This is a genomic window from uncultured Serinicoccus sp. (assembly GCF_947500995.1).
Classification (GTDB): Bacteria; Actinomycetota; Actinomycetes; order Actinomycetales; family Dermatophilaceae; genus Ornithinicoccus.
In genome coordinates this window covers 245,022-263,703 of record NZ_CANMUA010000003.1, presented here as the reverse complement: position 1 = coordinate 263,703, position 18,682 = coordinate 245,022, and the positions used below count along the sequence as shown (strand labels likewise).

Below are 18,682 nucleotides of genomic sequence, written 5' to 3'. Positions count from 1 at the left end.
TGCCCACGCGGCATACCTGGGCGGTTGCGTCCCGTGGTAGTCGTGAAGGGTGCCGACTTCCGCGGGACGCTACCCGGCCCACCCGCCGCGTCGGAGCGCCGACGCGATCTGATCGAGGAAGATCGTGGGGTCCAGCCGCCAGCCGAGGACGGGGATCTGCAGCGAGACGAGGTCGCGCTGGCTGATGGCGAGGGCGTTGCCGCGCACCGCGTCGTCGACGCCGTGCAGACCCCACTGGTGATGGGCGCCCTGGATCTCGCCATGCACGCCGTAGTCGTCCCAGAACAGGTCGAGGTAGACCCGCCCCGCATCGAGGATCCGGGTGCTCTGCCGGCTCGGAGCAGGTATGCCGTGGGCCCGGCACGCCGCGACGACGTCCAGCTCGTTGATCGAGTGGGAGCCGTCGCAGACGTCGCGGATCACGGCGTCGAGCAGCTGCCGTCGGGCGCAGCGCCTCGTCCGGTCCCAGCGGTCCATGAGCGCGCTCGTCGACACGATGCGCTGCTGGACCGTCATCGCCACCAGCGTCGCGGCGGCCCGGTCGCTGCGCTCCCACTGCGCGGCGCGGATGAGCGCCACGTCGGCCTTGGTCCGCCGCAGCCCGACCAGGATCGCGGGACCAGGGTCGCGCAGGACGTGGTGCCGGACGCCGGGCAACGAGCGGACCGTGGCGTTGCGTGGGACCGAGACGTGGGTGAGCGGCACCTGCCAGTGCCGCAGCCCAGAGGCCACCAGGGAGCTGGAGCCGTCCAGCACCGCGCGAGGACCGGACTCCCACAACGCCCACCAGAGAAGCCCTTCGCCCTGCGGCTCGGTGCCCGAGACGCACAGGGTGTGGCAGCCGGCACGGTGCCACACCCCGCGATCCACCTCGGCCCGGATGTCCTCGTGGGTCAGTCCCTCCGCGATCAGGTCCTGGCGTCGCGCGACGCCGGAGTGCCGGTCGGCCAGCCGTCGGGCGACCTCCTGGCGCCAGGCACGTCGACGGGCTGCGGTGCTCGGTCGTCGCGCCATGCCCTCCCCCTGCCGAACCTGCCCCCCGGCTGGTGCGTCGGCTCCTACCCTGGCAGAGGTAGACCTCCCGGGGCGAAGGTCGTCCACAGCCCTGCGAACCTCCCGTGGGACTCGGGACTCTGCCCGACTCCCACGGGACCGTCGCGGGTTGGGGCGACGCCGGCTTGCCCTGCGGCGACGTGGCGAGCGTCGTCGCCGCGGCACCAGGCCCATGAGCGTCCCGCGGAAGTCGGCAATGGTCACGACTCCCACGGGACGCTCTGGTGCGGACCCCTCAGGCGACGGGTTGCTGGAGGTCCACCGACCAGCCGGCGCCGGCGCCGTCGAAGGGCGTGACGTCGTACACCTCGCGGCAGGTGCCGGTCGGCGTGAGGCCGCGCGCCTCCATCTCGGCGACGAGGCCCTGCCACGCCTGCTGGATGCCGGACAGGTCCCGCCCGGTGTAGCGCACGGTGAGCGCCCTCGGGGCGGGCGGCAGCAGCGCGGCCTCGAGCCCCTCGGGCGTCGGCGCGTCACCGATCTGCTCGGCGGCCGCGGCGATCATGCCGTCGCCGTCCAGCGTGTAGGTGGCGACACCGGGACCGCTGCGCGGCAGCGCCCCGATCGCGGTGTTGACCTGCTGGAACATGCCGCTGATCTCCTCCTCGATCTGCGCCATCTCCTCGATGTGCACGGACAGCTGCACGAGGCTGAGCCCGGGCAGCGACGTCTCGACGTAGTCGGACATGGGGTTCTCCTTCTCGATCGACCGGAGCCTCGCCTCGATGGCCGCGAGCCGGTGCTCGTCGGCCGCCATCTGCCCGCGGAGCTCGTCGCGGCGGGCGCGCATCAGCGCGACCACCTCGGCCTCGCTCAGGTCCGCGTCCAGCAGCACCCCGACCTGCTCGAGGGTGAACCCGAGCTCCTTGAGGCCGACGAGCTGGTTGGCGCGGGCGAGCTGGGCGGCGGCGTACGAGCGGTAGCCGGTGAACGCGTCGACCTGCTGCGGGCGCAGCAGCCCGAGCCGGTCGTAGTGGCGCAGCATCCGCACCGAGACCCCGGCCAGACGGGCGAACTCTCCGATACTCAACATGACAACCCCACTCCAGAGCCTGACACCGTGGGAGAGTCAACACCACGTGCCGGCCGTCCGGCAGGGCTGGCACCATGGGCGCGTGACCGACGACGACTCGCCCCTGACCGACGGCCCGCACCCGCTGCTCGACCCGCCCGCCGAGGTCCCGGTCGCGGTCCTCGGCGCGGGGGCGATGGGCGCTGGCATCGCGCAGGTCGCGGCGCAGGCCGGGCACCCGGTGGTCCTCGTCGACGCCCAGGCGGGCGCCGCGGACTCCGCGCTGGACGGGCTGCGCCGGACCTTCCGGACGCTGGTCGACAAGGGGAAGGTCACCGAGGAGGACGCCCGGGCCACCCTGTCCCGGGTCACCCCGCTCACGACGTCGGACATGACGACCGTGCCGGCCGTCCGCCTCGTGGTGGAGGCCGTCGTGGAGCACCTCGACGTCAAGCGGGCGATCTTCCGGCAGCTCGAGCAGACGCAGGGCCCGCAGACCGTGCTGGCGAGCAACACCTCGTCGCTGTCCATCGATGACCTCGTCGGTGAGGCGACCACGGGTCACGACGCGGCGATGCACGGCGGCACGTCCCCCGCGATGACCCACCCCGGGCGGGTCCTGGGCCTGCACTTCTTCAACCCGCCGCCGCTCATGCGGCTGGTCGAGGTCATCACCGCCCGCACCTCCGACACCGCGGTCCTGGACGCCGCGTCCGAGCTGGTGCGCCGCTGGGGCAAGGTGCCGGTGCGGTGCACCTCGACCCCCGGTTTCATCGTCAACCGGGTCGCCCGGCCGTTCTACGGGGAGGCGCAGCGCATGGCCGCCGAGGGGCTGGCCGACCCGGCCACCCTCGACCTGGCGCTGCGGGACGCCGGCTTCCGGATGGGGCCGTTCGAGCTCACCGACCTCATCGGTCAGGACGTCAACCTCGCCGTCGGCGAGTCCGTGTGGCGGCAGACCGGTGAGGACCCCCGCTACGCGCCGACCGACTGGCAGCGCCGGCTGGTGCGCGAGGGCCGGCTCGGGCGCAAGAGCGGGCAGGGCGTCTTCACGTATGCCGACGGCGCGGCCGTCGACGCCGCGCCCGACGAGCGGCGCGCGGCCGAGCTCGTCGGCGGGCCGCTGCGCACCGACCCCGTCGCCCGGACCCTCGCCATGCTCGTCAACGAGGGCGTCGACCTCGTCCACCGCGGCGAGGCCACCGCCGAGGACGTCGACACCGCCATGACCCTGGGCACCAACTACCCCCGGGGCCCGTTCGGCTGGCTGGAGCAGATCGGGGCGGAGACGGTGCGCGCCCAGCTCACCGAGCTCGACGGCATGTACCCCGGTGGCCGGTACCGGCCGAGCGAGGCGCTGTGAGCCACGCCCGCCCCCTCGTCCTGGGCGGTCCCTCGTGACCGCGCCCGACCTCACCCACGTCCGGCGCATGTGGGAGCAGGACCGGGCCTCGGCGGCCCTCGGCATCGAGCTGCTGGACCTCGACGTGGAGACCACCGACTCCGGTCGGCGCCTGGGCCGTGCCCGCACCCGGATGACCGTCACCGACACGATGGTCAACGGCCACGCCATCGCCCACGGCGGCTACGTCTTCACGCTCGCCGACTCGACCTTCGCCCTGGCCTGCAACGCCACCGGCCGCACGACCGTCGCCGCGAGCTGCGACATCGCCTATCTCCTCCCCTCCCACCTCGGCGACGTGCTGGTCGCCACGGCCCGCGAGCGCGTGACCTACGGCCGCAGCGGCATCACCGACGTCACGGTATGTCGCGCCACCGACGGTGCCGTCGTGGCCGAGTTCCGCGGGCACTCCCGGGCGGTGCGCCCGGCCTCGTGACCGCGATGCACCGGCGATGACGGCGCCGCTCGGGCGGCCGCGGCGGGAGGCGCTGCGGCGTCGCCTCCTCTCCCTGGGCCTCGGCGAGCTGAGCGCCGCGACGGTGTTCGTCCTCCTGGCCGTCTCGGTGGTCGGCCCGCGCTGGACCGACGACCAGGCAGCCACCCTGTGGTGGGCACTGGGGCCGCTGACGGTGGTGCTGGTCCAGGCGGGCGCCTACTGGCTGCTCGCCCGGTCGTGGGTCGGCAGGGGCACCATGCCGCGCCCGGTGGCACGGGCCTACCGCGTCGTCCGCGTGCTCGACCCGGTGCTCCTGGCTCTGGGCCTGGTGATGATCCTCGTCCACGGCGGTCCCGCCCCCGGGCCGTGGCTGCTGACGCTGGGCGTCTGGGCCTTCGCGGCCCTCGAGTACGCCAACTACTTCCTCGTCCGCCTCTCCTACCCACCGACGACCTGGGCCCGCGAGGTGACGTCGTGGCGCACGCCGCGGCTCGTCCGGGACCTCCGCGCGTCCGACCGCGCGGGAGGGCGCTGACCCCGGTCCCTCGTCGCCCCGGCGGCGACGGCATACCCTGCCGTCATGGCGTCGCAGCAGCTGCCCGAGATCGAGCCCCGACCCGACCTCTACGACGAGGCGGAGACCTGGTCGGTCGACCAGCTCCGCACCACCCAGCTGCAGCGGCTGCAGGACGGCGTGCGGCGTGCCTACGAGGGCGTCGCGCACTACCGCCGCCGGCTCGACGAGCGCGGCGTCCACCCCGACGACATCCGCAGCCTCGAGGACGTCCGCCTGCTGCCCTTCACGACCAAGGCCGACCTGCGGGAGAACTACCCCTTCGGCATGTTCGCGGTGCCCCGCGAGCAGTGCGTCCGGGTGCACGCCAGCTCCGGCACCACCGGGCGCCCGACGGTCGTCGGCTACACCCGGGGCGACATCGACACCTGGGCCGGTCTCGTCGCCCGCTCGCTGCGCGCCGCCGGCACCCGCCCGGGCGACCTCGTGCACGTCGCCTACGGCTACGGCCTGTTCACCGGCGGCCTGGGCGCCCACTACGGTGCGGAGCGGCTGGGCTGCACCGTCGTCCCGATGAGCGGAGGGCAGACCGAGAAGCAGCTGCAGCTCATCGAGGACTTCGGGCCCCGCGTCATCATGGTGACGCCGTCCTACTTCCTCGCCCTGGTCGACGCGATGACCGCGCGCGGCACCGACCCCGCGAGCACCTCGCTCGAGGTCGGTGTCTTCGGCGCCGAGCCGTGGACCGAGGCGATGCGCGCGGAGATCGAGCAGCGCTGCGGCATGCACGCGACCGACATCTTCGGCCTCTCCGAGATGATGGGGCCGGGCGTCGCCCAGGAGTGCGTCGAGACCAAGGACGGGCTGACGCTCTGGGAGGACCACTTCTACCCCGAGATCGTCGACCCGCTGACCGACGAGCCGGTGCCGGACGGCGAGGAGGGCGAGCTGGTCCTCACCGCGATGACCCGCGAGGCCATGCCGGTGCTGCGCTACCGCACGCGCGACCTCACCCGGCTGCTCCCCGGCACCGCCCGGCCCGGTATGCGGCGGCTCGCCAAGATCACCGGCCGCAGCGACGACCTCATGATCGTCCGGGGGGTCAACGTCTTCCCCACGCAGATCGAGGAGCTGGTGCTGGCGCTCCCGGGCCTGACGCCGCACTTCCAGTGCGTCCTGTCCCGGCCCGGGCGGATGGACCAGTTCACCATCAACGTGGAGGGTGAGCCTGGCCTCGGGGCGGACGCCCGGGAACGGCTCGCCGAAGAGCTCGCGCGGCAGGTCAAGGACCGCATCGGCACGACCGCACAGGTCGTCGTGCTCGCCGAAGGCGGGGTCGAGCGGTCGGTCGGCAAGGCGCGGCGCATCGTGGACCAGCGCGAGAGCTGAGCACCGACCCCGCCCGCCGTCCGGCGGGGGGCGGGCCCCTAGGGGGTGAGCGGGCAGCTGGTGAGCGCCTGCCCGTACCGACCCTGGCCGGCCGCCTCGAGGTGGGGGTGCCACGGCGGCAGCTGGTCCCGGACCAGTGCCTGGATGAAGTCCTCGGCCGGCGGCGGGTCGGAGGTCGGCAGCCCGGCGTCGCGCAGACACGCGTCGACGACGAGGTACTCCTGGTAGCGGGCGGTCAGCTGCAGCCGGCTCGGCTGGTCCAGGCCCCACCCCGCGCTCTCGGCAGGGCGCTCGCGGCCCGCCTCGGGCGGGGTCAGCCGCCCCGCCTCGGAGGGTGCGGCCGTGACCGGGGAGTCCAGCACCAGCTGGGCCCGGCACCGCTGGAGGTCGCGGTCGCGCTCCCCGGCCTGGACGCCCTGCCGAGTGGCGGCGAGCCCACCCGCGTCGCCCGGCACGACGCTCACCGCGTAGCCGAGGTCCTCCAGGCAGGCGGTGTAGAGCACCCGCCAGACCGACCTGGCCTGCTCCCCGGGGAGGGTCGCCGACGAGGTCAGGGGCATCTCGATCGCCTCCGTGTCCGTCACCCCGACGGACTCGCCGGCCTCGCCGGCCGCGGGTCCGGCCGGCAGCGGCCCCGGCCCCGACCACGAGAGGCTGAGCGCCGACACCGCCAGCGCGAGGACGCCCAGGGTCCCCGTGCCCGTGAGGGCGCGCCGCCGGCGGCGCGCCCGTCGCCCTCGCTCCCAGGTGGACCGGGCGAGGTCCGGCTCGAGCACCTCGTCGCCCGCCAGGTGCAGCAGGCGCGGCAGGTCCTGGCTCCTCACGCGCTCCCCCTCTCCTCGTCGCGCACGACCCGCGGCACCCAGCCGTCGACGTCGGGCAGCAGCGAGCGCAGCGTCCGCATGGCGTCGCTGGCCTGGCTCTTGACGGTGCCGCGCGAGACGCCGAGCGTCGCGGCGATGTCCGCCTCGGACAGGTCCTCGTAGTAGCGCAGCACGACGACCGCGCGCTGCCGCGGCGGCAGGAGCGCGAGTGCCTGGCGCACGGCCGCGCCCTCGACCCACCCCTCGACCGGCTCCCGCGTGCGGAGGCGGGCGAGGTCGCCGCCGGGGTCCTGGTGGTCGACGAGACGCTCACGCCGGGTGCGCCGCCAGCGCGAGACGGCGTCGCGGTAGAGGATCTGGCGCACGTAGGCCTCGGGCGCCTCGTCCCGCAGCCGCTCCCACCGGCTGGCCAGCTTGACCAGGGCGTCCTGGAGGAGGTCGTGGGCGAGGTGCTCGTCGCCGCAGACGAGGTAGGCGGCACGCAGCAGCGAGCCCTGGCGGGCGGTGACGAAGGCGACGTAGTCGTCGCCGGCGCGTCCGGGCATACCGCCTCCTGTCCACCTCGTGCCCTCATCCTCTCCTGGAACGCGCCGCCCACCCCCGAGGTTGGGTGGACGGCCCGCCGGCCCGCGTCGACGAGCTGCCGGCCCGACCCAACCTCGGCCGGGGGGCCGCGCGTTGGGAGCACATGGCGTCGGCATCTCGATCTGGTCACCGTGGACGGGCCGGGTGGGGTGCGCGCACGACGGGCTGCCTAGGGTTCCCGGTATGACGTGGGCGAGCTTCGCGAGGGCGCGGGCACGGTCCTCCCGGGGGCTGCTGCTCACGCTGCTGGCGCTCGTGACCGTCACGACGGCGATCATCGCGGGGACGGTCGGCTACTCGGCGGCCGCGGCCAGCACCGCCGCCCGCGGCGCGCTGACCGAGGGCGAGCCCACCGAGACCGGGGTGCAGGTGCAGACCCGGCTGGCCGAGGACCCGGGACGCCAGGACGAGCTGGCGCGGCGCACGATCACCGGCGCCTTCGCCCCCGCCCCGGTGAGCATCGGCCGGCTCGTCGTGACCGAGCCGCAGCCCGTCGGTGTCGACGGGACGGACGCGGACGGCGAGCTCGTGCTCGTCGGTGGCCCGGAGCTGGCGCCGGGTGAGCCCCCGCGCGAGCTCGTCACGGTCCTGGAGGGGGCCTGGCCGTCGACCCCCGGGGCCGACGCGCCGGGAGCCGGCGAGGAGGCCCCGGCGCGGGGAGCCCTGCACGTCGGGGCCGCGCAGGCCCTGGACGTGTCGGTCGGCGACACCGTGGTCGTGGACGACCGCACCGTCGAGGTCACCGCGCTGTGGCAGCCGGTGGACCCCGCGGACGCCTTCTGGTTCGGCGAGGAGCTGGTCCGCACCGGGGTGACCGAGGAGGGCACCCTGGGGCCGCTGGTGGTCGACGAGACGCTGGCGCAGGAGCTGGGCGCCCCCTTCGTGCGCTGGCCGGTGCGGCCCGACGTCGACCGCATCACCCCCGAGGACCTCGGCGTGCTCGCGACCGGCGCCGAGAGCCTGCGCTCGGACCTGCGGGACGCCGACGGGGTGGCGGTCCGGGGGGTGCAGGTCGAGGGCGACCTCGCCCCCACCGCCGGCCAGGCCTCGACCAACCTGGCCACCGCCCGCGCCCTGGGGGTCGTCCCGCTGTCGGTGCTCGTCCTCGTCACCGGGCTCGCCGTCACCCAGCTCGCCCGGCTGCTGGCCGCCACCCGGGAGCCGCAGGCCCAGCTGCTCGTGGCGCGGGGGGCCTCACGGCGCCAGGTCCTGCTGAGCGGGCTCGTCGAGTCGGTGCTCGTCGCGCTGCTGGGGGCGGGCCTCGGCACCCTGGGGGCGTGGGCGGTGATGCAGGCCGTGCCGGGCGGCGAGGGGCTGCTGGGGCGGCTCGTCGTCACCGCCCTGCTGACGCTGGCCGGCATCACCCTGGCCCTCTGGGTCGTGGCCGTGCTCCAGGCGCGCCGCCTCTCCGGCGGGGCGGCAGTGGCCGACCGGTCGGGCCGGGTCCGGGCCGCGACGACCCTCGCCGCGGTAGTCCTCGTCCTGGGGGCGGCCGCGCTCAGCTGGTGGCAGCTGCGCCGCGCGGGCTCCCCGGTGACCCGGGCCGAGGACGGCACCCTCGGCACCGACCTCGTGGCCGGGGCCGCCCCCGCCCTGCTGCTGGCGGCCGCCGCCGTCCTCGCCACGGCCCTGCTGGGCCCGCTCAGCCGGCTGCTCGAGCTGGCCACCGGGCCCACCCGGGCCGCGACGCAGCACCTCGCCGCCGCGCAGGTCAGCCGCCGCCTGCAGGTGTATGCCGTGCCCGTCGTCCTCGTCGTCCTCGCCGCCGGCTCGACGACGCTGGCGGCGCTCTTCTCCGGCACCAGCGCCCAGCTGCGCGACGACCTCGCGGCCGTCCGGGAGGGCGCGCCGTTGCGGGCCGACCTGGTCCGTCCGCCCGCCACGGTCGAGCCCGGCCTCGTGCCCGAGCCGCCCCCCGACCTCGCCGCGCTGCCGCAGGTCGACGCGGCCGCCCTGGTCTGGTCCGACCCGGACGCCCGGGTCGGCGACGTCGACGTGCCGCTCACCCTGGCTCCCACCGGGACCGACGACGGCGGCCTCGGCGCGGTCGCGAACGTGCCCCAGGGCATACCGGCCGGTCTCGTGCCCGCCGGTCTGGACCGGGCCGTGGACGCCGACGGGGAGCCGCTCCCGGACTCGGCCGTCACCGTCCCCGAGGGTGCCGACGAGGTCACCGCGGAGCTCGTGGTCGAGCGGGGCACCGACGCGTGGGAGCTCGCCCGGCTCGAGCAGCTCCCGGCTGCCCAGGAGAGCCTCGTGCAGGGGCTGGAGGCGGTCGGGTGGGACCCGGCTCAGGACGAGGCCGGCGGGGACGTCTTCCGCTACTACCTCGACGACTCCCCGGACGCCATCCGGCGGTCGCTGGAGAGCGAGGTAGCCGCCGCCGCGGCGCCGGTCGAGCTCCGGGTGACCCTGCTGGTCGAGGACGTCGCCACCGGCATGACCTCACCGGTCACGTCCGAGCCGGTCCAGGCCGACGGGCCCCGGCTGGACCACGACCGGCAGGCGCTCGGCGACTGGACCTCCACGCCTGCCCGGACGACCGCCGACCTGCGCTTCGACCTGCCCGACGGACGCGAGCACCGGGTCCGCTCGGTGACGGTCAGCACGCCGGGCACGACGGACGACGTTCCACCCGACCTCTTCTCCGGCTACAGCTCGACCACCCTCGACCTCGACCTCGGGCTCACCGCCGGGGGTGAGGAGCTGCTCACGGGGACGGACGGGTGGGGCAGCACGGCCGCGATGGACCGGGACCAGGTCGCGCCGCTGCTGGAGGAGGCCGAGGCGGTCGAGGACCCCACCTTCGAGACGGTGATCGAGGTGGACCAGCGCTACGTCGGGGAGGGCCTGCCCCGCGTCTCCTGGGAGGAGTCGAGCCACGAGGTGGACGTCCCGCCCTGGGTGGACACCACGGCCTCGACGTGGCGCCTGCAGGTTCCCGACCTGCGGCAGGAGCCGTTCGAGATCGGTGTGTCACCCGGGGTGACCTACCGCGGCGGCCCGGTGCTCGGGCAGGCCGCCGGGACGCCCACGACCGAGGACGAGCCACAGGCCGCCGCCGTCCCCGTCGCCCTGACCCGGCAGGCCGCCTCCGCGGCCGCCCTGACGGTCGGCGACCCGGTCACCCTGCGCCTCGTCGGCACCACCGTGCCGGCCGTGGTGACCCACGTCGTCGCGGCCCTGCCCGGGCAGCAGGGCGAGACCGCCGCCCTCGCGGACTCGCGGGTCGCCTCCCGGGTCCTCGCCGAGCAGCAGCGCAGCCTCACCTGGCCGGACGAGGTCTGGGCCAGCCCGTCCGCGGGCGTGCAGGCCGCCGTCGAGGCCCTCACGGCCCGCGGGGACCTGCGCGCCGTCACCGGGCCGGGAACCGTCTCGGTGACGGACGCGACGAGCGCGGCCCGGCTGGTCTTCTGGGTTGCCTCCGCCGGTGCGGTGCTGCTGGCCCTGACCGGGGTCGCGGCCGTGGCAGCCACCCTGCTGGCCGCGCGCCGCCCGGAGGTCGCGGTGCTCCGCGCGCTGGGTATGCCGCCCGCCGCCCAGGCGCGCTCGCGCGCCCTCGAGCTGGCCGGGGTGGTGCTGGTCGCGGCGGTCTTCGGCCTGGCCGCCGGCTGGCTCGTGGGGGGGGCGGTGGTGCCGGAGCTGGCGTCGTCGACCACGGCCCCCGGCCGGCTGCGGCTCCCGGCGGCGCTGCGGCTGGAGGCGTTCCCGTGGGCGGCGCTGCTGGCCGTCACCCTGGCGACGGCCGGGCTGCTGACCGCCCTGGTCGCCGGACGTGTCCGCGCGCAGGCCCTGGACCGCGGCTACCGGGAGGAGATCCGGTGAGCCCGCGTCACGGCATACCCCGGGCTCCGGGCGCGGCCCGCCTGGCCCGGCGCCAGTTCGCCGCCGACCCCTGGGTGTCGGTCGGCCTGGCCCTCCTCGTCGGCCTGGTCGCCCTGCTGCTCACGGCGGCGCCGCGCGGTCTCGTCGACGTCCAGGGCCGCCAGCTCGACCAGGAGATCGGGGCCCTGTCCGCGGCGCAGCGCGACCTGCGCGGCGACTGGCAGCGCAGCGTCTACGTCGGAAGCGCGGAGGAGCTCACCGGCGACCCCGACGCCGACGGCTGGGCACCCCTCGTCGAGGGCGCCGAGCAGGTCCGCAGCGAGCAGCCCGAGCCGTTGTGCGACGTCCTGGGCCCGGCGCAGCTCCTGGCCCGGTTGCAGTCCGAGGTCCCCTTCACCCCCGACATCGAGTCCGGCTACTACACCGCGACCCTCAGCCTCGCCGTCGATCCCGACCTGCGCGACCACGTCGAGCTCGTCGAGGGTGACTGGCCCGAGCTGGTCGTCGGGCCCTCGCCCCTGGTGGGCGCCGGCGGGTCGGCGGACCGACCTGCGCAGGACGGGCCCGAGGAGCCCGAGCCCGAGGACGCCCCGGAGGTGCCGATCGTGCTCCTCGAGGAGACCGCGCAGGAGCTGCACCTCGAGGTAGGCGACACGGTGCCGCAGACCGACCTCGTCGTCAGCGGCACCTACGTCCCCCGCGACCCAGACGACCCGCGGTGGCAGCACGTCGACAACGCCGCGGTCATGGGCACGCTCTACGACCCCAACCAGGGCGAGGCGGCGTTCCTCACCGGTTTCCTGTCCCCGCAGAACCGCGGGAGCATCGGGCCGCTGGCCACCGTCTCGATGCGGGTCTGGTACCCCGTCGACCCCTCGGCCATCACCGGCACCACCGGTCAGGTCGAGGCGCTGACCGCCCAGGTCAACGGTTTCCTGGCCGCCCAGCACCCGCTCGCCACCGCCCAGCAGATGGGCGACGCGCGGGCCGCCCAGATCCCGCTGTTCACCACCGACCTCACCGAGACGCTCGACCGCATCGCCGGCCAGCAGCGGGCGACGAGCTCGATGCTGGCGGTGGTGGCGGCCGGACCGCTCGGGGTGGCCCTCGCCGTCGCCGCGCTGGGCGCCCGGCTCGTCGTGCAGCGTCGGCAGCAGAGCCTGGCGATGACGCTCGCGCGCGGCGCCTCCCCCGCCCAGCTGCGCCGCCTGATCACCGCCGAGGGTCTGCTGCTGGGGGCGCCGGCCGCCGCCCTCGGCCACGTCACGGCGATGCTGCTCGTGCCCGGTCCGACCCCCTGGTGGCAGTGGGCGGTCTCCGCCGCGGTCGCGCTCGCCCCGTCGCTGGCGCTGGCCGCCTCCGTCGACGACGCCTCGCTGCTGACCCGGCGCCAGGACCTCGCCGGCCGCAGCCGCAGCCGGTGGCGCTGGGTGGTGGAGGTCGCCGTCGTCGCGCTGGCCGGGGTCGCGACCTGGCGGCTGCTGGGCCGCGGGGCGCGCGGGGACGACGCCGCCGCCAGCGGCATCGACCTGCTCGCCGCGGCCACCCCGGTGCTGGTCGCGCTCGCCGCCTGCGTCCTCACCCTGCGCCTCTACCCCCTGCCCCTGGCCGCGCTCACCCGGGTGCTGCGGCGCCGCCCCTCGCTCACCCCGTTCCTGGGGGCCGCGCGCGCCCTGCGCGACCCGGCCGGCGGGCTCGTGCCGACCCTGGCCGTCGTCCTGGGGACCACCGTGGCGCTCGTCAGCGCGGTGCTCCTGTCGACCGTGACCCGGGGCGCGCAGGTGGCGGCGTGGCAGGACAACGGCGCGCCGGTGCGGCTCACCGGGCCGGTCCTCACCGACGAGCTGCGCACCGAGATCGAGGCCCTCCCGGGGGTCGGCGCGGTCGGCGGCGTCGCCGACAGCGGCTCGACCCAGGACCTGGTCGTCGACGGGGAGCGGAAGGCCGCGCGCGTGTGGGTGGTCGAGCCGCAGGTGGAGCAGGTGTATGCCTACTCCGACCTCGTCGACGGCCCGCCGCCCGAGTTCTGGTCCGACGACGGCAGGCCGGGCGTCATGACGTTGCGCTCGGCGGGCGAGGCGGTGCCCGAGGGGGCGCAGGACGTCGCCGTCTCGGGCCTCGGTCAGGTCGAGGTGCTCGGTCACCTCGAGGAGGTCCCCGGGATCCTCGTCACCGGTGCCGGGGTGCTCGTCGACGGCGACCGCTGGGTCGCGGCCGGGGGGAGGATGCCCAGCGTGTCCACGACGCTCGTCGGGGTCGAGGCGGGTGCCGACCCGGAGGCGGTCGCCGACGCCGTGACCGAGGTCGTCGGCACCGGGGGCGTGGTGACGACGGTGGCGACCCGGCTGGACACCTTCGCCCAGGCACCGGTCACCGTCGGGCTGCGCCAGCTCTTCGTCGGGGCGACGCTGGTCTCCGCGCTGCTGACCGTCCTCGCGGTGGTCGTGGTGCAGCTCATGGGCTCGGGCGCCCGGACCCGGCTGCTCGCGACCCTGCGCACCCTCGGGCTCGCCCCCGGCCAGACCCGGGCGCTCACGGCCTGGGAGCTGGCACCGCTGCTGGCGACCTCCCTCGTCGTCGGGACGGTGCTGGGGCTCGCCGTGCCCTGGGTCCTCCTGCGCGGCCTCGACCTCACCGGCCTCACCGGCGGGACCACCCAACCCGCCCTCCACCTCGACCTGCCGCTGCTGGGCGCCGTGCTCGGCGCGGTGGTCCTGACCGTCCTGACCGCCGTCACCACCAGCGCCTGGCTCGCCGGGCGCACCAACCTCGCGCAGGCCCTGCGCGTCGGGGAGGACCGATGAGCACGACCCCTCAGCACCACCAGGAGCAGACCGTGGACGACTCGACCAGGCTCGCGACCGTGGACGACCACGCCACCCTCGGGACGGTCCGCGAGCACCAGGGCCCGGACATCTGGTGCGAGGACCTGGTGCGGATCTACTCCACCGAGGGCGTGGAGGTCCAGGCCCTGCAGGGGCTCAACCTCGTCGTCGACCCCGGCGACGTCGTCGCGCTGGTCGGGGCCAGCGGCTCGGGGAAGTCGACGCTGCTCGGCATCCTCTCCGGGCTCGACCGGCCGACCGGAGGCCGTGCGCGGGTCGCGGGGGTGGACCTGCTGTCGATGAGCCGCGCGCAGCGGGTGGACTACCAGCGGCACACCGTCGGCTTCGTGTGGCAGCAGACCTCCCGCAACCTGCTGCCCTTCCTCTCCGCGGCCGAGAACGTCGCCCTGCCCACGGTCATCTCCGGCCGGCGCGAACGCGCCCGGCGGGTGGAGGACCTGCTCGACCTGCTCGGCCTCGGCGACTGCGCCGACCGCCGGCCGACCGAGCTGTCCGGCGGGCAGCAGCAGCGGGTGGCGATCGCCACCGCCCTGGCCAACTCACCGGCCGTGCTGCTCGCCGACGAGCCGACCGGTGAGCTCGACGACACCGCCTCCGCCCAGGTCCTCGAGGTGATGCGCGAGGCCGCCGGCAGTCTCGGCACCACCGTGCTCGTGGTCACCCACGACCCCACCGTCTCCGACCACGTGCGGCGCACGGTCGCGATCCGGGACGGCCGCACCTCGACCGAGGTGCTCCGGTACGTCGTGACCGACGAGTCGGGCGAGCAGCGACGGGTCGCCCGGGAGTACACCGTCATCGACCGGGCCGGGCGGATCCAGCTGCCGCAGGCCCATGTCGAGGAGCTGGGCCTGCGCGACCGGGTGCGGCTGGAGCACGAGAGCACCCACGTGCAGGTCTGGCCCGACGACGAGGAGCACCGGACGGGCGCCGGGCGCGCGGTCGACACGCAGGAGGACGACGATGACTGAGCCGACGGCATACCGCGCCGACGCGGACGAGGCGGTCGACGGACCGCCGTCGGTGCTGCGGGCGGTGGGCCTGCACCGGACCTTCGGTGCGGGCGCCACCCAGGTGCACGCCGTCGCCGGGGTGGACCTGGACGTGTCCGCCGGGCGCCTCACCGTGGTGCGCGGCCCGTCGGGGTCGGGCAAGACGACCCTGCTCAACCTGCTGGGCGGGCTCGACCGGCCCGACGCCGGTCAGGTGCTGCTCGACGACGGGCGGGTCCTGTCCGAGCTGCCGGAGAAGGAGGTGCTGGCGGTCCGGCGGGAGCGCATCGGCTACGTCTTCCAGAGCTTCGGGCTGGTGCCGGTGCTGTCGGCCGCCGAGAACGTCGAGGTCCCGCTGCGGCTCCAGCGCACGGCCGTGGGCGAGCGGGCCCGCCGGGTCGAGGAGGCGCTGGAGCTCGTCGGGCTGGCCCGGCACAGCAGGCAGCGACCCTACGAGCTGTCCGGCGGCCAGCAGCAGCGGGTCGGCATCGCGCGGGCCCTCGTCGGCGAGCCGGACATCCTCGTCGCGGACGAGCCCACCGGACAGCTGGACTCCGAGACCGGCGCGATGGTCATGGAACTGCTGGTGCGCCTCACCCACGAGCGCGGCATCGCCTCCGTGGTGTCCACCCACGACCCGGTGCTCATGGAGCGGGCCGACCAGGTCGTCGAGCTGCACGACGGGCGGCGGGTCTGAGCCCTGCCCGCCCGACCGTGGAATCGTGGCCGGGGCCGCATCTCCACGGTCAGGAGGAGGCGTGGCGGGCGTGCAGGGCGCGGACCCGCTCCGAGAGCTCCGGGTCCGGGCCGGCGACGACGGCGTCCGGCACGAGCGCGGTGATCGGCAGCGGCGCGACGGGTCCCGGTGGCCTGCCCAGCTGAGCCGACCACGCGGAGAGCTGCTCGGTCGAGGAGGCGTAGACGATGCGTCCCAGCCCCACCCACCCGTGCGCGGCGGCGCACATCGGGCAGTGCTCACCGGAGGTGTAGACCGTGCTCGTCGCGCGCTCCTGCGGCGAGAGGTGCTGCGCGGCCCACCGGGCGATCGCGAACTCGGGGTGCTGGGTGTGGTCGCCGCCGGAGACGTGGTTGTGGTCCTCGAGCAGCACCTCTCCGTCGGCCGACACGAGCAATGAGCCGAAGGGCTCGTCACCGGCGTCGAGCGCGGCCTCGGCCAGCTCGACGGCCCGGGAGAGGTGGGTCCGGTCGGTCGCGGAGATGCTCGTGCGTTCGCTCACGCCCCGAGGGTATGCCGGGCGGCGGGCGCCCGGGCGACGCGAGGCGTCGTCGGGCACGCAGGTCGGGCCGGGCCGGGTCACGGCATACCGGAGCTGCCGTCTGACACCATGACGCCATGCGCGTTCTCGTCACCGGCGGCGCCGGCTACATCGGGTCCCACACGGTCATCGCCCTGGCCCGGGCGGGCCACGAGGTGGTCGTCGTGGACGACTTCTCCAACAGCAAGCCGTCGGTGACGCCGCGCCTGGAGGAGCTGGCCGGCATCCCCGTCCCGGTGCACGCCTTCGACCTCGCCGACGGCGACAAGGTCGACTCGCTGCTCGGCCAGGAGCGCTTCGACGCGGTCATCCACTTCGCGGCGTACAAGGCGGTCGGTGAGTCGGTCGAGAAGCCGATCGACTACTACCGCAACAACATCGGCGCGACCCTCCGGCTGGTCGAGGCGATGGTCGCGCACGACGTGCCCTACCTGGTCTTCTCCTCCAGCGCCACCGTCTACGGCGAGGACGCGCCGGTGCCGATGACCGAGGGGCTGCCGACCTCCGCGACCAACCCCTACGGGTGGACCAAGGTCATGAACGAGCAGATCCTGCGCGACGTGACCCATGCCTACCCGCAGCTCAAGGTGGCCTTGCTGCGCTACTTCAACCCGGTCGGCGCGCACCCCTCCGGACGGATCGGCGAGGACCCCTCCGACATCCCCAACAACCTCATGCCCTTCGTGGCCCAGGTCGCGGTCGGGCGGCGGGAGAAGCTCGCGGTCTTCGGCGACGACTACGACACGGTCGACGGGACCGGCGTGCGGGACTACATCCACGTCCAGGACCTCGCGGAGGGTCACGTCGCGGCGCTGGAGTGGATCAGCGGCCACGACCGTCCGCTGTCAGTCTGGAACCTCGGCACCGGACGCGGCACCTCGGTGCTCGAGCTGGTGTCCGCGTTCGAGCGCGCCAGCGGGCAGCAGATCCCCTACGAGATCGTCGGGCGCCGCCCGGGCGACATCGCCAGCTCGTATGCCGACCCCTCGCTCGCCGAGACCGAGCTGGGGTGGCGGGCGAGCCGGTCGGTGGAGGACATGTGCGCCGACACGTGGCGGTGGCAGCAGGCGAACCCGCAGGGCTACCCCGACTGACGGCATACCGGTGCGACCCGACCACGCGTCCGGTGCGCCCGGAGCACGCGTCCGGTGCGATCCGACCACGCGTCCGGTGCAGACCGGGGTGGTTCCCAGGTGGGGGGCGTACCCTTTGTCACATGCCCCTGCGCAGCACCTCCCTCGGCGACCTGGAGCGCGCCGTGATGGACATCCTCTGGTCCGAGGGACCAGAGCTGTCGGTCCGTGACGTCCTGGACCACCTGGAGCGGCGCGAGCACCACAAGGAGCTGGCCTACACCACGGTCATGACGGTCCTGGACCGGCTGACGAAGAAGGGCGTGACCGAGCGGACCCGCGAGGGGCGGGCCTGGCAGTACTCCCCCGCCGCCAGCCGCGAGGAGCTCGCCGCCGGCGCCCTGCGCTCGGCCCTCGACACCGTCCAGGCCGACCGGACCGCCGCGATGCTGCACTTCCTGGACGACGCCAGCCCCGGCGAGCTCGACGACCTGCGGGCCGCGCTCGCCGAGGTCGAGCGCCGCCGCGGCGCCTGACCTCACGCCCCCCGCCATGGGCGGCCCGCTGCTGACCGCCGCCGTCGTCCTGGCCGCCCTCCTCCTCGTCCTGGGCGCGCCCCGCGTGCTCCCCGCCTGGACCGCGCTGCGTCGCATGCCGGGTCCGGGCCTGCTGCTGTGGCAGTCGGTCAGCCTGGCCGGCGTCCTGTGCGCGCTGCTGGCCGCCCCCACCGCGGTGCTCACCACGGGCCTGTCCCAGCCGTTGCTCCTGGGCCTGGCCCTCCTCCTGTCCGGGGTCATGCTCGTGCGGCTGCTCGCCTCCGGGCACCGCGTCGGCACCGACCTGCGCCGCCGCCGCACCCGGCACCGAGAATTGGTCGACCTCGTCGGGGAGCACCTCGACGACACCCTGGCCGGTGGCGCCGACGGCATCACCCGGCCGGACGTCACCGTCCTCGCCCTGGGCAACCCCAGCGCCTACTGTCTGCCGGGGCACGGGCACCGCATCGTCCTCACCCGCGCCGCCCTGGACCGGCTGGGCGCCACCGAGCTGCGCGCCGTCCTCGCCCACGAGCAGGGGCACCTCGACGCCCGGCACGACCTGCTCCTCGAGCTGTTCACCGTCCTGCACGAGGCTGTCCCCCGCGGCCTGCGGGTGCCCGCGGCCCTGACCGAGGTGCAGCTGCTCACCGAGGCGCTCGCCGACCGGATCGCCGAGCAGCGCACCGGACCCACGGACCTCGCCCGGGCCCTGGTCGCCATGGCCCCGGCCGCGACCCCCGAGGTCACCGCCCGGGTCCGGCTGCTCAGCCACCCGCCGGCGCCGCGGCATACCCGCCTGGCGGTCACCGCCCTGTCCGCCGTGGTCCTCGCCATCCCTGTCGCCGTCACCGTGACCCTTCTCACGCCGGCCGGGTGACCTCCTCGGCTACGACGAGGGGTAGCATCTACGACGTC

Annotated in this window: 16 protein-coding genes; 11 read left to right on the top strand and 5 right to left on the bottom strand. The window is 75.3% G+C overall.

Translation table 11 applies throughout. The annotated features are described in order from the left end of the window. Positions 1 to 69: 69 nt before the first annotated feature. Positions 70 to 1,014: a hypothetical protein gene (locus Q0967_RS06405; protein WP_298748472.1), complete on the bottom strand. Its 945-nt coding sequence runs from the start codon at positions 1,012 to 1,014 to the stop codon at positions 70 to 72. A 274-nt stretch (positions 1,015 to 1,288) separates the two neighbouring features. Beyond that, entirely contained in the window at positions 1,289 to 2,086 is a 798-nt protein-coding gene (locus Q0967_RS06400) for a MerR family transcriptional regulator (RefSeq protein ID WP_298748474.1), read from the bottom strand. A gap of 82 nt (positions 2,087 to 2,168) precedes the next feature. On the opposite strand from Q0967_RS06400, the gene Q0967_RS06395 reads away from it, so the two are divergent. Genes Q0967_RS06395 through paaK form a run of 4 tightly spaced genes read left to right on the top strand, consistent with a single transcriptional unit; the run spans position 2,169 to position 5,806 of the window. Further along, positions 2,169 to 3,428, top strand: coding sequence for a 3-hydroxyacyl-CoA dehydrogenase NAD-binding domain-containing protein (locus tag Q0967_RS06395; protein ID WP_298748476.1), 1,260 nt, complete (start codon positions 2,169 to 2,171; stop codon positions 3,426 to 3,428). A gap of 34 nt (positions 3,429 to 3,462) precedes the next feature. Beyond that, on the top strand, positions 3,463 to 3,903 hold the full coding sequence (gene paaI / locus Q0967_RS06390; protein ID WP_298748477.1) for a hydroxyphenylacetyl-CoA thioesterase PaaI: 441 nt from the start codon (positions 3,463 to 3,465) through the stop codon (positions 3,901 to 3,903). Positions 3,904 to 3,919: 16 nt separating this feature from the next. Next, on the top strand, positions 3,920 to 4,438 hold the full coding sequence (locus Q0967_RS06385) for a hypothetical protein (RefSeq protein WP_298748479.1): 519 nt from the start codon (positions 3,920 to 3,922) through the stop codon (positions 4,436 to 4,438). A gap of 45 nt (positions 4,439 to 4,483) precedes the next feature. Continuing rightward, entirely contained in the window at positions 4,484 to 5,806 is a 1,323-nt protein-coding gene (gene paaK / locus Q0967_RS06380) for a phenylacetate--CoA ligase PaaK (protein ID WP_298748481.1), read from the top strand. A 38-nt stretch (positions 5,807 to 5,844) separates the two neighbouring features. Here the strand turns inward: paaK and Q0967_RS06375 are convergent, their stop codons facing one another. After that, a complete protein-coding gene (locus Q0967_RS06375; protein WP_298748484.1) occupies positions 5,845 to 6,630 on the bottom strand; it encodes a hypothetical protein in 786 nt (261 codons plus the stop codon). Further along, entirely contained in the window at positions 6,627 to 7,175 is a 549-nt protein-coding gene (locus tag Q0967_RS06370; protein WP_298748486.1) for a SigE family RNA polymerase sigma factor, read from the bottom strand. Before Q0967_RS06370 ends, Q0967_RS06375 begins: the two co-directional genes overlap by 4 nt. A gap of 223 nt (positions 7,176 to 7,398) precedes the next feature. Here Q0967_RS06370 and Q0967_RS06365 point away from each other — a divergent pair, with 223 nt between their 5' ends. From Q0967_RS06365 to Q0967_RS06350, 4 genes are read left to right on the top strand one after another with little or no spacing between them, the layout of a single operon-like run. Then, complete coding sequence (locus tag Q0967_RS06365) at positions 7,399 to 11,040, top strand: FtsX-like permease family protein (RefSeq protein ID WP_298748488.1); 3,642 nt, start codon at positions 7,399 to 7,401, stop codon at positions 11,038 to 11,040. Next, entirely contained in the window at positions 11,037 to 13,844 is a 2,808-nt protein-coding gene (locus tag Q0967_RS06360; protein ID WP_298748490.1) for an FtsX-like permease family protein, read from the top strand. The genes Q0967_RS06365 and Q0967_RS06360 overlap by 4 nt, the downstream gene beginning before the upstream one ends. Further along, positions 13,841 to 14,857 (top strand): ABC transporter ATP-binding protein, encoded by a 1,017-nt coding sequence (locus Q0967_RS06355; protein ID WP_298748492.1) that lies wholly within the window; start codon positions 13,841 to 13,843, stop codon positions 14,855 to 14,857. Before Q0967_RS06360 ends, Q0967_RS06355 begins: the two co-directional genes overlap by 4 nt. Beyond that, positions 14,850 to 15,575 (top strand): ABC transporter ATP-binding protein, encoded by a 726-nt coding sequence (locus Q0967_RS06350; protein WP_298748494.1) that lies wholly within the window; start codon positions 14,850 to 14,852, stop codon positions 15,573 to 15,575. The genes Q0967_RS06355 and Q0967_RS06350 overlap by 8 nt, the downstream gene beginning before the upstream one ends. Before the next feature lie 49 nt (positions 15,576 to 15,624). Here Q0967_RS06350 and Q0967_RS06345 read toward each other — a convergent pair whose 3' ends face one another. Next, positions 15,625 to 16,116 (bottom strand): nucleoside deaminase, encoded by a 492-nt coding sequence (locus Q0967_RS06345; RefSeq protein ID WP_298748496.1) that lies wholly within the window; start codon positions 16,114 to 16,116, stop codon positions 15,625 to 15,627. 116 nt (positions 16,117 to 16,232) lie between these two features. On the opposite strand from Q0967_RS06345, the gene galE reads away from it, so the two are divergent. From galE to Q0967_RS06330, 3 genes are all read left to right on the top strand, one after another. Then, positions 16,233 to 17,249, top strand: coding sequence for a UDP-glucose 4-epimerase GalE (galE, locus tag Q0967_RS06340; RefSeq protein ID WP_298748499.1), 1,017 nt, complete (start codon positions 16,233 to 16,235; stop codon positions 17,247 to 17,249). A 122-nt stretch (positions 17,250 to 17,371) separates the two neighbouring features. Beyond that, positions 17,372 to 17,764: a BlaI/MecI/CopY family transcriptional regulator gene (locus tag Q0967_RS06335; RefSeq protein ID WP_298748501.1), complete on the top strand. Its 393-nt coding sequence runs from the start codon at positions 17,372 to 17,374 to the stop codon at positions 17,762 to 17,764. 16 nt (positions 17,765 to 17,780) lie between these two features. Further along, positions 17,781 to 18,644 carry a M56 family metallopeptidase gene (locus Q0967_RS06330; RefSeq protein ID WP_298748503.1) on the top strand — a complete coding sequence of 288 codons (864 nt, stop codon included), beginning with the start codon at positions 17,781 to 17,783 and terminating at the stop codon, positions 18,642 to 18,644. Positions 18,645 to 18,682 lie beyond the last annotated feature (38 nt).

What these genes read in the sequence shown, in the direction of transcription:
- Q0967_RS06405 (WP_298748472.1), bottom strand. Translation starts at nt 1,014, where the DNA reads ATGGCGCGACGACCGAGCACCGCAGCCCGTCGACGTGCCTGGCGCCAG.
- Q0967_RS06400 (WP_298748474.1), bottom strand. Translation starts at nt 2,086, where the DNA reads ATGTTGAGTATCGGAGAGTTCGCCCGTCTGGCCGGGGTCTCGGTGCGG.
- Q0967_RS06385 (WP_298748479.1), top strand. Translation starts at nt 3,920, where the DNA reads ATGACGGCGCCGCTCGGGCGGCCGCGGCGGGAGGCGCTGCGGCGTCGC.
- paaK (WP_298748481.1), top strand. Translation starts at nt 4,484, where the DNA reads ATGGCGTCGCAGCAGCTGCCCGAGATCGAGCCCCGACCCGACCTCTAC.
- Q0967_RS06370 (WP_298748486.1), bottom strand. Translation starts at nt 7,175, where the DNA reads ATGCCCGGACGCGCCGGCGACGACTACGTCGCCTTCGTCACCGCCCGC.
- Q0967_RS06365 (WP_298748488.1), top strand. Translation starts at nt 7,399, where the DNA reads ATGACGTGGGCGAGCTTCGCGAGGGCGCGGGCACGGTCCTCCCGGGGG.
- Q0967_RS06355 (WP_298748492.1), top strand. Translation starts at nt 13,841, where the DNA reads ATGAGCACGACCCCTCAGCACCACCAGGAGCAGACCGTGGACGACTCG.
- Q0967_RS06350 (WP_298748494.1), top strand. Translation starts at nt 14,850, where the DNA reads ATGACTGAGCCGACGGCATACCGCGCCGACGCGGACGAGGCGGTCGAC.
- galE (WP_298748499.1), top strand. Translation starts at nt 16,233, where the DNA reads ATGCGCGTTCTCGTCACCGGCGGCGCCGGCTACATCGGGTCCCACACG.
- Q0967_RS06335 (WP_298748501.1), top strand. Translation starts at nt 17,372, where the DNA reads ATGCCCCTGCGCAGCACCTCCCTCGGCGACCTGGAGCGCGCCGTGATG.
- Q0967_RS06330 (WP_298748503.1), top strand. Translation starts at nt 17,781, where the DNA reads ATGGGCGGCCCGCTGCTGACCGCCGCCGTCGTCCTGGCCGCCCTCCTC.